The following is a 12,111-nucleotide window of genomic DNA, read 5'->3' as shown; positions in this document are numbered from 1 at the left end:
GCATGGTTATCAGGTTTACCTGTGAAAACCCTCTAGCTTTACGCATGGCAGTAAAGAAACTGATAATTTCATCTTTGCTTAAGTGTCGCTCCCTGGCGGCTTCTTTGCCACCCTCGTCTGATAGGTCGAAAGCTGCTGCTGGATTATTCAGAGCAATGTGGCGTTTAATCGCATAATCAAACATGTGCTTAAGAATGCGCAGCACGTCATTAGCTACCGTAGGCGCGCCACGATCAACAACGGCTTTCAATATTGCATCAATGTGCATGGGCTTTACATCAGAAACAGCCATGCTACCGATATAAGGTTTAATATCCTTTTCTATTTTTGATCTGATTATGTTTGGGTGCTTCCAGTTCCCTATAATACGATCATTAAAATATTTGTCTGCTAATTGCCCGGCTGTTAAAGCATTTTTCTTTGCCTCTCGCTTTGCAACTGATTGCGCTTTTAATTCCTGTTTTTCGCCTGCTACATCATGTCCAAGCGATACTTTTGCTGAAAGTTCTTTTACTTGTTTGCGTGCATCGGCTAATGATAGTTGTCCATAATTACCTATGTTCATTACACGCTGTTTACCTGCATACCTGTAACGATACCGCCATATAGGTATAGCGAATGTATTCCTGTAACTTAAATAAAGCCCGCCGCCATCACTTTTGCCCTCAAAGCGTACATTGTTTTTTATCCAGGATTTTATTTGGATGTCTGTTAGTTTTGCCATGCTCACACCTTTAAGTACAAACTGTTTAGCTATTATGTACCACCAAATTTGTACCAATTGGTATGTTGGTACAACATTAATTGTGCGACATAATGAAACTGGATGCAACCGTAAGACATAAAAAAACCGCTAAAATAGCGGCTTTTGTGTGATTTTGATACTTGGTGGGGCGGGGTAATACTTTACTCTATATTCTGTACTTGTTCGCGCATTTGTTCTATGAGTACTTTAAGCTCTATGGAGATCGCTGTCATCTCTTTATCTGCTGATTTTGAGCCTAGGGTATTCGCTTCTCTATTCATTTCCTGCATTAGGAAATCCAGGCGGCGGCCAATGGGTTCATTTTGCTCTAAAATACGCAAGACTTCCATGATGTGGGTGTCTAGTCTATCCAGTTCTTCATCTACATCTAGTTTTTGGGTTAATAACACCATCTCTTGCTCAACCCGGTCATTATTTGGTTCGGCAACTAATTCGGCAATATGGTGTTTGAATTTAGCACGTAAGTGCTCTAAAACCTGGGGCATACGGCTCGGGGAGTCGCTATTTTTGCGAAAGCTTGTTTTGGGCATCCCAGCCCAAGCAAGCAGCAAAAACTTAACGCGACCACTTATGCCTCCGGCGGCCCCGATTCGTCCTCGTCACCTCGTCCCGACCCAACAAGGGGTCGGAACATAGGCTCCAAATGACTTGACGCCGTGTCGGATGGCCTTTTATTTTGTCTCCACCTTCGCTAACGCTCAGACTCCGACAAAACAACGGCCCTACGGCTATCGCGGACTAAAAATCATCACTTCGCTTAGGCTCCGTTTCCCTGATTTTCAGCGGATGATGGGCTTTAATCATCTCTTTATCTGCTGATTTTGAGCCTAGGGTATTCGCTTCTCTATTCATTTCCTGCATTAGGAAATCCAGGCGGCGGCCAATGGGTTCATTTTGCTCTAAAATACGCAAGACTTCCATGATGTGGGTGTCTAGTCTATCCAGTTCTTCATCTACATCTAGTTTTTGGGTTAATAACACCATCTCTTGCTCAACCCGGTCATTATTTGGTTCGGCAACTAATTCGGCAATATGGTGTTTGAATTTAGCACGTAAGTGCTCTAAAACCTGGGGCATACGGCGTTGTGCCTGGTTCACCAGTTTTTGTAGTTTCACACAGCGACTGGAAATTAACTGGCTTAGCTGTGCGCCTTCACGTTGTCGTGCCAGTAATAAATTATCAGTAGCTGACTCTACTAGTCTAAGCAAGGTTTGTAATAAGGCCGCTTTATCACTTTCTTTTTCAATTTGAATGCCAGGGAAGGCCAGAACCTCAAGCGCTGAAAATGCCTGGGGTTTGTTTATCAGCTGTTCTATTTCCTGTGTTGTGGATAATAAAGCAGTAACAGCATCCATATCAATGGTTAGTTTTTGTTGTGCAAAACTATGTTTTTTAAAGCTCAGACTACATTCGATCTTCCCACGTTTTAGTTTGTCACTGATGCCGTGGCGTATATTCGGTTCAGCAAAGCGAAATCGCTCAGGAATTTTTAAATTGATATCGCAGTAGCGGTGATTGACTGAGCGCAATTCGCAGTTAATCGTCAGGTTTTCAAAATCCATTTCACTATTGGCAAAAGCCGTCATGCTGTTAGTCATCTGTTGGGTCTTGTAAAGATGGTGTTGTAAGAAAGAATTGTTGTAATAATTGTTTTGTATCTGCCATGCCCTGCTCAAGATTTTTAATGATTTCGGGCATGGTTATTTCACCTGCTGATTTTCCTGCGGCCCAATTTGCAATAACAGCTATGCAGGCATAAGGGATTTCTAGTTCTCTGGCTAATGCTGCTTCAGGCATACCGGTCATACCCACCAAATCACAGCCATCTCGTTGCATGCGTGTAATTTCTGCTGATGTTTCCAGGCGCGGGCCCTGAGTGCAGCCATAAACACCATCTGCCTGAATATTAAGCTGAAGGTTTTCTGCATTTTGAATGATTTGCTGGCGTAAATCGGGATCATAAGGGTTAGTGAAATCGATATGATGGACTGCTTCTGAATCTTCTGCAAAAAAAGTGTGCTTTCTGCCGTAGCTATAATCAATAATTTGCTCGGGAATCGCTATACGGGCAGGATACATTTCAGGCGTTATACCTCCTACTGCCGCAACCGCAATGATTTGTTCTGCTCCGGCCTGTTTCAAAGCCCAGAGGTTGGCTCGATAGTTTATTTTATGCGGGGCAATCGTGTGAGGGTCACCATGACGTGCCAGGAAAATAATTTTTTGTCCATTAAATTCGCCGATAGTACAGGCAGAAGAGGGGCTCCCATAAGGTGTCTGATAGGTTTTTTGTTCAATGATGTTTATCGATTCTATTTGAGTGAGTCCGGAACCGCCAATAATTGCAGTTGTTTTCATGGTATAAAAATAGAGTAGGTAATATGTTTGTGATCAGCAGGAGTGCAATAGCTTTAGAGGCTGTGAAAGTATCAACTTTTAGCCTCCCCCCTTGAGAAGGGGGGATTGAGGGGGGATCGTATAAAAATATAAGTCATTGATATTGTCTGATTAGTTTTAATAGATCAAACCTCCCCTAACCCCTCCTTAACTAAGGAGGGGGATTTTATTGAATACATTCACTTTCCCGCATTGCGCTAGCTCCATGCGGGCTACCATATAGTTTCGGGTTTTTATTAACTGAAGTTTCCCAATAATTATTTATGGTAAAATTGAAACTATTCATCACTTCGCTTAGGCTACGTTTCCCTGATTTTCAGCGATCGTATAAAAATATAAGTCATTGATATTGTCTGATTAGTTTTAATATATCAAACCTCCCCTAACCCCTCCTTAACTAAGGAGGGGGATTTTATTGAATACATTCACTTTCCCGCATTGCGCTAGCTCCATGCGGGCTACCATATAGTTTCGGGTTTTTATTAATAGTGTGCCTTAATTTAGGAATGTATTGTTATGCACAGATAAACTTAGCGGGCTATGCACAAGCATATATCCCTGCTGCATTACGTAAATAGCCCTTGTAATCCATGCCATAGCCATATAAATAATGGTCGGCTACTGATAAGCCTATAAAATCCGCTTGTATGGGTTTGCTTTTATTCAATTGCTTTTCGACTAACACTGCACTGTAGATCTGGCTAGCGCCTTGCTCCTGGCAATACTGGTAAATGGCTTCAAGCGTGAGTCCTTCATCAAGAATATCATCAATAATAAGTATAGTCCTGTTTTTCAGTGAGCTGATGGGTTTTTGTAGCCAGTTTAACTCATTACCACTAGTTTGCTCACCATAGCGACTAACATTAATAGCGTCGAGAGTTAGTGGAAAGTTGAGTCTAGGCATTAACTTTCCAGTGGTTACAATACCGCCATTCATAACACAGAGTATGAGCGGGTTAGTTGTTGCCAGGCGGGAATTAATGTCTTCTGCCATTAAATCTAGCGCAGCCTCAACTTCAGTTTCTGTATGCAGTAATCGGGCGTGTTTTTGTATTAGTTCAATTTCATTAAGCATAAGTTTCAGATAACCTGGTAAGTTGCTGACTTATAGATTTCCATTTTAAGCTGTTTTTAAGATCTTGTTGAGTAAAACTATTTTTGCCTAGCATAGCTAATAAACGCTGATCACGAATAGAGTTTTGTTCAATCGGAGTGGCCTCTAAAACCTGCTCTGCAGCAGATTCATTATTACACACCAAAATCATATCACAGCCTGCTTGACGTGCAAGTTTGGCTCGCTCAGTAAAATCACCGACAGCCGCTGCTCCTTCCATGCTTAGGTCATCACTAAAGACAGTGCTATTAAATCCCAGTTGCTTGCGTAAAATTTCGTTTATCCAGATAGCTGAAAATCCTGCTGGTAGCTCATCAATAGCGGGATAGGCTACATGTGCCGGCATAATACCTTCTAATCCTTCATTAATCAGTTGCTTGAAAGGTAAAATATCTTTATGGTAAAGGCTGTCAAAATCTCGATCATCTACTGGTAATACCAGATGAGAGTCCAGCGCTACGGCGCCATGTCCCGGAAAGTGTTTGCCAATAGCCGCCATCCCTGCGCTGCGCATGCCCTTTCTATAACTGCTTGCGAGTTGGCAGGCCTGTTCAGGATCTTGAGAAAAAGAACGGTTGCCAATGATTTGACTAACGCCGCAGTCTATATCTAACACGGGAGCAAAACTAAAATCTACGCCTAATGTCAGTAGTTCGGCTGCCATTAACCAGCCCGCATCTTCGGTTAATTCAGGTTCATCTGCATAAGCGGCTGCAGGCGGCAAGCGAGTAAAGCCATTCTGAAAGCGTTGTACCCGGCCACCCTCCTGGTCGACGGCAATGAGAATAGGGCCACTTCTAGCGGATTTAATTTGCTGATTTAATTCAGATATTTGTCTAGGAGACTCGTAGTTACGGGCAAATAAAATAATAGCGCCGGTATTAGGGTGAGCAATTTTTTCTTTATCATATTGACTGAGTGTTGTGCCCGTAATATCAATCATGATGGGACCAATAGCGAATTGTTTTTTCATTATATTAGGCGTGAAATTTTAGGTTTTGCTAAAGCACGAAGTATAGTACTCAGTGGATTGATAAGCAGCGTGCACGGAATAATTTGTCGAAGTAATTCTGTGCACGCTCCTAAGATCTAATGAACATTATAAACAATCTTTGCTATCATCAGTGTTAGAAAACTATTTCAGTAGAAAAATGACTACCAGACTAATTAAAGCCTTACTACTTTTTATGCTCACTAGCTTCCTGCTTATAAGCTGTAGTGAGACTGACCCGATCATGAAAGATATACGCCGGCAGGGCAAATTAATTGTATTGACGTTTAATTCGCCAACAACTTATTATCTAGGGTCAGGTGATGTTCCGACAGGTTTTGAATATGACCTGACTAAAGCGCTTGCTGATGCGCTGGGTGTCGAAGTGGAATATAAAATAGCTGATAATATTGAAGATATGTTGAGTGCTATTAACAATGGAGACGGGCATATTGCAGCCGCTGGATTGACTCGAACGGATGCGCGTGAGGTGAATTATCTTTTTGGTTCAGATTATAAAACCATACAACAACAAGTTGTCTGTCATCGGAAATCTAAAACACCAAAAGATATCAATGATTTGCTGACTCGATCAATATTAATTATTTCTGAAAGCAGTTATCAGGAAGCATTGCTAGAACAGCAAGCAAGCTACCCTGAACTACAATGGCAAACCACCAGTGAACTATCAACAGAGCAAGTACTGGAAAAACTGGTTAAAAGAGAGATTGATTGTACGGTGGTGGATTCAAATATTTTTTCTTTGAATCATCGCTATTATCCTTCTCTGAAAGTTGCTTTTCCATTTTCTGAGAAGCAGAGCCTGGCATGGGTGCTTCCATCAGAGTCAGCAGCTTTCAAACAGTATATTGCTGACTGGTTTGCGAAAGTTGAAAATAATGCAATTTTAAATATTATCAATGAACGCTATTATGGTTATGTTGATATGTTTGATTTTTATAATAATCATGTATTCTTAAAGAGAATAAAAACGCGTCTACCAAAGTATGAATCTGCGTTTAGAGAAGTCTCGGAGCAATATCAGGTTCCCTGGACTCTACTGGCTGCCCAGTCTTATCAAGAGTCTCACTGGAATGCAGGCGCACGTAGTCATACCGGTGTTAGAGGGTTGATGATGCTGACCCAGACTACAGCCAAGGCGATGGGCATAAAAAAGCGTACCGACCCAATGCAAAGTATCAAAGGCGGAGCAAAATATCTGAGCAAGATGCTTAAAAGAGTTCCTGAGGATGTGGCGGCAGAGGATCGTATCTGGTTTGCCCTCGCAGCATACAATGTTGGCTTCGGGCATTTACTGGATGCTAGAAAGCTGGCCAGAGATTTAGGGAAAAGCCCCAGCACCTGGCATGACATAAAAGAGGTGTTCCCCTTATTAAGTCATAAAAAATACTACAAAAAACTGAAATACGGTTACGCCAGAGGCTCTGAGCCGGTCAAATATATTGATCGAATACGTTACTATCAGGATGTGTTGGTTAATGCTCTGGTTACAGGGTAATTTAGGCTCCTGGATTTTACGCTTGCCTGGAATGTACTGCACTGCTCATGGAGCAGGTGCAGTATACCTGGGACTACTTCCTGTCTTTGTTCAAAACAACTTAACCAAAACTAATTTTTGCTTCCAGGTCGTTACGTGAATCTGCATTTTTAAGGGTTTCTTCCAGGCTTATCTGTTTAGCTTCGTACAATTCCAGCAAGGCATCGTCAAAGGTCTTCATGGCTTTGTTACCACTGGTTTTCATTGCTTCTTTAATTTCATTTAAGTCGCCTTTTAAAATTAAGTTGGCGATATGTGGTGTATTGATTATGATCTCAATTGCTGCGCAACGTTTGCCCTGTACGTCAGGGATCAGGCGCTGAGAAATAACTGCGTTCAGGTTGCTAGCAAGGTCCATAAACAATTGTCTATGATTTACCTGGGGAAACATATTGATAATACGTTCCATTGCCTGATTGGCATTATTGGCATGTAAAGTAGAAATGCACAAATGACCTGTGTTGGCGAGTTCTAAAGCGGCTTCCATCGTTTCGCGGGTGCGTATCTCCCCGATTAGAATAACATCGGGTGCTTCACGTAGGCAGGCCTTTAATGCGCGAGCGTAAGAGGCGGTATCGACTCCGACTTCTCGTTGATTAACAATAGATTTTAAGTTCGGGTGTGAGAATTCAACGGGATCTTCAATGGTTAAGATATGCCCGGCAACATTCATATTTCGATGATTAATCATTGCAGCTAAAGATGTTGATTTACCTGAGCCTGTACTACCCACCATAAGTAGTAGACCGCGTTTAGCTGTAATTAGTTCCGAGAGAATTTCAGGGAGTTTAAGTTCTTCAATAGTCGGGATAGTAGTAGGAATTAGGCGTAAAACGATACTAACGGTTCGGCGCTGAGAAAAGACATTAACTCGGAAACGGGCGCTATTATCGGCTAGGCTGATGGCAAAATCCAGGTCTTTGGTTTTTTCAAACTCCTCAATCTGCTCTTCATTCATAATGGCATAGGCCGCTGACTGCGTTAACCCGGGGGTCAGTAGGTAGTTATCTAGTTCAACTACGGACCCATGAATTTTTGTTTTGACAGGTGAGCCTGAGGTAATAAATAAATCTGAACCTTCCAGTTCTACAACCTTTGCCAGATAGGGCAAAATATCTAATTGTTCTGATGGAGCTTCACCAAAGACTTGTATGTCTTCCGGGATTGAGAGCGTGGGTCTCGGTTTGTGTTTATCTTTGCTGATAATGATAGTTATCTCATTCTCTTGCTCTGATAATTGAATAATAAATTCTTTTTTACCAAATAATGGCGCAGCAAACCGCAGTGTTTTATCAATAGAAAACTGTAATCTTTGCGTGTGGTCTGTCAGTTCAGTAAAAAGCTTATTTAGTATTTCACTGTTTAATGGGCTTACGCCAACTGCTTTTTCTTGATCTCCCAGACGCAAGCTAGGGGGGGGATCCTACATTTAATTGTAAGCTGTCGGCATTTTTTTCGACCATTAATTTTATATAGGGTGAAATATCCATAGCGCTTTTTAGGTTATGTGGTGGGCTGAATGTTGTTTTTTTATGGCTCATAAGGTTTTTTTGATTGTTATTATAATTATTTTATCCCTACAATCTGAACCAAGTGGGTACTTAATATCTCCGTGTAAAATTGTAGCGTCAACACCTTACGACTTAAATATATGATTTAGTTTATAGGTAGTAAATCTTTAGTTTATAAAGAGAGAAAACAAATGTGGTGCTTTTTTTTTGATGCTATATTGTGGTTTTATTGAATTACGTACGACATTCAAATATACTAAAACTTATTAATAATCAACACCTCAACGTCGTGAGGACATCGAAATGACCACATCAATCGTATTGCCAGAATCCCTACTGGATAAAATCAAAAAACGTGCAGCCGCAGAGAGCCGGAGCGTATCAAACATGATTCGAGTGATTTTGCTTAAAGCCTTATCAGCCTGAACCATCAGGAGGTTTTCAGGTGACGGAACGAAACAAAAATGGAACATTCAAGAAAGGCAAATCCGGAAATAAAGCGGGCAGAATAGCCGGTTCAGGTGTCACAGGTGAGCTACGCAAAGCAATCCTTGATAAATCACCAGAATTATTGCAAATGGTCATTGATAAAGCTTTAGAGGGTGGTGATGTAACCGCAGCGATGGCACTATTAAACAAAGTAATGCCAAGCCTTAAGGCGGCAAATGAGCCCATACAGTTTACGCTTGACGCAAGTAAGGGTTTATCCGGTACGGGTGAACAGATTGTACAGTCTATTGCTAATGGCAGTGTTCCACTTGATAGCGGCACACAATTATTAACTAGCCTTGCATCACTGGCTAAATTACAGGAAATGGACGAGCTAACCAGGCGCATTGGAGAAAAACAAATGACACTACTAAAAAAACGAGTTGAAAAACTGGAACAGACATTAACACCGCCTGGGTCTGTCTAGTGGGTGATGATTATTCTTAATGGCATCAGTGAGGAAGCTGGTATTCAACGTTGGATGAGTGAAACTAATAGTGATATTCCACCTGACAATATTATCTTTCGTGTGATTGTACCGGCATGACGTTGAAAAGGAGGATTGAAAAACTGGAATCACAAATCCCAACCGATGAAATAATTGAAGTCCTGGGAGTAAAAATGAAAATATCAGACTTTGTGGAAGCAATGAAGTTGGCAGAGGGTACAGCACTCAGACCACACTCTGAATCAAATAGGTGCGTTCAATGAACACAGCTTTGAAAAAAAACTTGAAGCTTCACTGCCTACACAGAATTCATTCGCCCATCTAACAAAGGAAGAGCTAGATGCTGACATATTTTCTCTCTGTAAAAAATTAGCGGCAGATGGTGTTGAACCTGGTTTGAGATTTGCGCTGTATTGCATACCAGTTCGTGCGTTCTGTAATGATGAATTATGGGTGCGAGATGCAAACCATCGTATCAGTGTATTCCAGAAGTTTTTGGGGATTGCACACAAACAAAATCTCCCAGAAAAAATAAAGGCAGTGTTCAGTCTTGGCTGGCGTAATGTTCCGATCCCTGAAAAAGATATTGAACTTACACTAAAGGCTTTACATGATACTGATTTAGGTGATGAATCTCCCTGGCTAGAAAGTTACATGAAATGTTCTGGTGTCGTGAATGAATATCATAGCTATCAATACCCAAAGCATTGAGGATATTTAACAAATCGTATTGAAGCACTGGAGAAAAACAAATGAGTATTCAAAGTAGGTTAGCCAGGCTAGAAAATTCAACCAGTATAAACACGATAAATATTGGCAATGAGTTGGAGAGGCTGAAGGCGTTGAGCTTGGCAGGAAAAGCACTGTCATCTAAAACTATTAATGATTATAAAAAAATGATTAAAGAGTGTGATAACCCTGAACTGGTGAAACTATACCAGGCAGCCATTCTCGCAGAAAGTTAAATAAAAATATCATGTCGGGAGGACATTATGAATGAATTAGAGCAAAAACAATCAGAACGCACAGAGCTAAAAACTAAGACCGATGTTGCAATAACTCGATATGAGAGCCAGACTAAAAGCGAGTGAATTACTTGGCAGGTCTCAAGGTGATTTTATTGATCGTAAAGAATTTCAGGCAGCTTAAGCATAACTTACGAGCAATCACTAAAAGGCCTGAAGCAGTGTGCTAACTTATTCAGTAATTAATTTAACAAATTGTCGAGATGACAATAAATTACCCGAAGCAGGTTTAATGAAATGTTAGAGCCTAGGTTAGAAATCTTTGCACAGGCATTAGCCTTTGGAAAATCACAGTCAGATGCTTATAGAGAGATGATTCCTAAATCAAAAGCCAAGGACGCAACTATTTGGGATAGCGCTAGTAAGCTTGCAGCGAAACCAGAGGTTATCCAGAGGGTTAAGGAGCTTCAACAGGAGTCTAAAGAAAGATTTCTTATTAGTGTAGGGCAAAAGAGAATGTGGCTTAATCAAGTTATCTCGCGATCATTACAAGCTGAAGAAGTATTTGATAACAATGGTGAGTCTATTGGTCAATTTAAGTTTCAAGGAGGCGATGTTATTCGTGCCATTAACGAACTAAATAAAATGGATGGCGACCACGCACCAGCAAAGCAAGAGTATAAGCTGTCAAGTTGAGCTTACACATGAGCAGTGGCTAAAAAAGCTTGAATAAGGCTTAATATCTCGTTTAGTGTTACTGGCTTTTGGTCTTAATGTTGACAAAGATCGGGGGTTAGAGAGTATGATAACCAGGTCAAAAATAATAACCTGTTAGTGCTTAAACGAAAGGAGACACAATGAAGAAATCTACTAAATTGCGATTATTTGGTGGTGCTGTTCTGCTGTTCAATTTATGGCTTATTGGCCGTTACAATATCGAAGGTGTGCCGGTACTTCTACTTACATTTGGTTTCGCCGTTGGATTTGAATACTTGGTCGTCCGCCCAATAATATAAGCAAAAAATGAAAATGAATAATATTTTCTTGCCCTGTGCTGTTTTTGGCTTACTCTTATCATTTACTGTTTTAGCGCAGCCAACGCAAAAACTTGTCCACTAGCATTCGTTTCTTGTAACCCTGATACTACCAATAATATCATTCTCTTTACCAACATACAGTGAAGTTATTGTAGCTCCAGCATTAAGCAATTTTCTAATTGTTGAATTGGAGCATGTTGATAATGTAACATCTGAACTTATTTTATTAATTAACCTTGACTTCTTTGACTTATAAGCCAATAGAATCACTGTTCTGTACATCAGGATTAATTCAGAGCCGCGAGTTAAGGTTGTTGATAACTCAATATCCTTTTCAACCATCATGGGTAATGTTTTGTTATATTCGATTGATATAACTGATAAATAATTATTGAGTTCCGCCGCACGATCAGCCTCCACGAATGTAGAAAACAAAAGTAATGAAATTAAAGCTAGTATATTTTTCACTAATTCCCCCGTATTTAAATATGGAAAATAAATATAGCTGAAACTGGAAAAACTTACAAGCTGATTAGCACTGGCTACACCATTATGCTATGTTTAGGAATGTGCACGAAATAACTTCCTGAAGCAGCCAAGCTTGAATAATGAAATATCTCCCCTAAATTAAGGTTATCTTAATTTATTACTCAGTGGTTGTCTTATGTCATTTCCTTATAAAAAAAATATCGAAAAGTCGATGAAGAAATTTTATGACTCACTTTGTGAAAAAAATAAGCGACGGTATGCCGCCATTGAAAGTGAAAAATTATCTCATGGTGGCGTTAACTCTATTTCAGCTTTATTAGAGTGTGACCCAAAAACTATCCGCCA

At 40.5% G+C, this 12,111-nt stretch carries 14 protein-coding genes and 1 pseudogene; 7 read left to right on the top strand and 8 right to left on the bottom strand.

All coding sequences use genetic code 11. The features are described from left to right. The 6 genes and pseudogenes from CDZ78_RS16265 to nagZ form a co-directional block, all read right to left on the bottom strand. Nucleotides 1–724: tyrosine-type recombinase/integrase (locus tag CDZ78_RS16265; RefSeq protein ID WP_140414130.1), on the bottom strand; the 724-nt coding region annotated here is incomplete at its 3' end. A gap of 182 nt (nt 725–906) precedes the next feature. After that, nucleotides 907–1,254, bottom strand: a pseudogene (locus CDZ78_RS16260) (endoribonuclease YicC domain-containing protein); the annotation flags it as partial. Nucleotides 1,255–1,504: 250 nt separating this feature from the next. Beyond that, the gene (locus tag CDZ78_RS16255; protein ID WP_087870933.1) at nt 1,505–2,365 is read right to left on the bottom strand and encodes a YicC/YloC family endoribonuclease; all 861 of its coding nucleotides are present in this window, start codon (nt 2,363–2,365) and stop codon (nt 1,505–1,507) included. Continuing rightward, on the bottom strand, nt 2,358–3,125 hold the full coding sequence (locus CDZ78_RS16250; protein ID WP_087870932.1) for an S-methyl-5'-thioinosine phosphorylase: 768 nt from the start codon (nt 3,123–3,125) through the stop codon (nt 2,358–2,360). Before CDZ78_RS16250 ends, CDZ78_RS16255 begins: the two co-directional genes overlap by 8 nt. 577 nt (nt 3,126–3,702) lie before the next feature. After that, entirely contained in the window at nt 3,703–4,239 is a 537-nt protein-coding gene (locus tag CDZ78_RS16245) for a hypoxanthine-guanine phosphoribosyltransferase (protein WP_087870931.1), read from the bottom strand. Next, on the bottom strand, nt 4,232–5,251 hold the full coding sequence (gene nagZ / locus CDZ78_RS16240; RefSeq protein ID WP_087870930.1) for a beta-N-acetylhexosaminidase: 1,020 nt from the start codon (nt 5,249–5,251) through the stop codon (nt 4,232–4,234). Before nagZ ends, CDZ78_RS16245 begins: the two co-directional genes overlap by 8 nt. A gap of 178 nt (nt 5,252–5,429) precedes the next feature. Between nagZ and mltF the strand changes: the two genes are divergently transcribed. Next, nucleotides 5,430–6,788 (top strand): membrane-bound lytic murein transglycosylase MltF, encoded by a 1,359-nt coding sequence (gene mltF / locus CDZ78_RS16235; protein WP_087870929.1) that lies wholly within the window; start codon nt 5,430–5,432, stop codon nt 6,786–6,788. 100 nt (nt 6,789–6,888) lie between these two features. Here mltF and CDZ78_RS16230 read toward each other — a convergent pair whose 3' ends face one another. Further along, complete coding sequence (locus CDZ78_RS16230) at nt 6,889–8,235, bottom strand: PilT/PilU family type 4a pilus ATPase (RefSeq protein WP_244559275.1); 1,347 nt, start codon at nt 8,233–8,235, stop codon at nt 6,889–6,891. Nucleotides 8,236–8,641: 406 nt separating this feature from the next. Here CDZ78_RS16230 and CDZ78_RS16225 point away from each other — a divergent pair, with 406 nt between their 5' ends. The 6 genes from CDZ78_RS16225 to CDZ78_RS22240 all read left to right on the top strand — a co-directional run bounded on the left by CDZ78_RS16225 (nt 8,642) and on the right by CDZ78_RS22240 (nt 11,256). Next, nucleotides 8,642–8,764 carry a ribbon-helix-helix domain-containing protein gene (locus CDZ78_RS16225; RefSeq protein ID WP_087870928.1) on the top strand — a complete coding sequence of 41 codons (123 nt, stop codon included), beginning with the start codon at nt 8,642–8,644 and terminating at the stop codon, nt 8,762–8,764. Nucleotides 8,765–8,783: 19 nt separating this feature from the next. Then, entirely contained in the window at nt 8,784–9,254 is a 471-nt protein-coding gene (locus CDZ78_RS16220) for a hypothetical protein (protein WP_087870927.1), read from the top strand. A 417-nt stretch (nt 9,255–9,671) separates the two neighbouring features. Next, nucleotides 9,672–9,986, top strand: a complete 315-nt coding sequence (locus CDZ78_RS16215) for a hypothetical protein (protein WP_087870926.1) — start codon at nt 9,672–9,674, stop codon at nt 9,984–9,986. A gap of 41 nt (nt 9,987–10,027) precedes the next feature. Beyond that, nucleotides 10,028–10,240 carry a hypothetical protein gene (locus CDZ78_RS16210; protein ID WP_087870925.1) on the top strand — a complete coding sequence of 71 codons (213 nt, stop codon included), beginning with the start codon at nt 10,028–10,030 and terminating at the stop codon, nt 10,238–10,240. 297 nt (nt 10,241–10,537) lie between these two features. Beyond that, complete coding sequence (locus CDZ78_RS16205) at nt 10,538–10,936, top strand: hypothetical protein (RefSeq protein ID WP_087870924.1); 399 nt, start codon at nt 10,538–10,540, stop codon at nt 10,934–10,936. A 161-nt stretch (nt 10,937–11,097) separates the two neighbouring features. After that, nucleotides 11,098–11,256, top strand: a complete 159-nt coding sequence (locus tag CDZ78_RS22240; protein WP_167374358.1) for a hypothetical protein — start codon at nt 11,098–11,100, stop codon at nt 11,254–11,256. Between the two features lie 99 nt (nt 11,257–11,355). Here the strand turns inward: CDZ78_RS22240 and CDZ78_RS16200 are convergent, their stop codons facing one another. Beyond that, nucleotides 11,356–11,745, bottom strand: a complete 390-nt coding sequence (locus CDZ78_RS16200) for a hypothetical protein (protein WP_087870923.1) — start codon at nt 11,743–11,745, stop codon at nt 11,356–11,358. Nucleotides 11,746–12,111 lie beyond the last annotated feature (366 nt).

This window comes from Bathymodiolus platifrons methanotrophic gill symbiont (assembly GCF_002189065.1).
Classification (GTDB): domain Bacteria; phylum Pseudomonadota; class Gammaproteobacteria; order Methylococcales; family Methylomonadaceae; genus Methyloprofundus.
The sequence above is the reverse complement of the archived record's forward strand: the minus strand, read 5'-3'. Positions and strand labels throughout refer to the sequence as shown.

Excerpts from the sequence above, each read along its gene's own strand:
- CDZ78_RS16245 (WP_087870931.1), bottom strand. The coding sequence starts at position 4,239 with ATGCTTAATGAAATTGAACTAATACAAAAACACGCCCGATTACTGCAT.
- nagZ (WP_087870930.1), bottom strand. The coding sequence starts at position 5,251 with ATGAAAAAACAATTCGCTATTGGTCCCATCATGATTGATATTACGGGC.
- CDZ78_RS16210 (WP_087870925.1), top strand. The coding sequence starts at position 10,028 with ATGAGTATTCAAAGTAGGTTAGCCAGGCTAGAAAATTCAACCAGTATA.
- CDZ78_RS16255 (WP_087870933.1), bottom strand. The coding sequence starts at position 2,365 with ATGACTAACAGCATGACGGCTTTTGCCAATAGTGAAATGGATTTTGAA.
- CDZ78_RS16225 (WP_087870928.1), top strand. The coding sequence starts at position 8,642 with ATGACCACATCAATCGTATTGCCAGAATCCCTACTGGATAAAATCAAA.
- CDZ78_RS16250 (WP_087870932.1), bottom strand. The coding sequence starts at position 3,125 with ATGAAAACAACTGCAATTATTGGCGGTTCCGGACTCACTCAAATAGAA.
- CDZ78_RS16205 (WP_087870924.1), top strand. The coding sequence starts at position 10,538 with ATGTTAGAGCCTAGGTTAGAAATCTTTGCACAGGCATTAGCCTTTGGA.
- CDZ78_RS22240 (WP_167374358.1), top strand. The coding sequence starts at position 11,098 with ATGAAGAAATCTACTAAATTGCGATTATTTGGTGGTGCTGTTCTGCTG.
- mltF (WP_087870929.1), top strand. The coding sequence starts at position 5,430 with ATGACTACCAGACTAATTAAAGCCTTACTACTTTTTATGCTCACTAGC.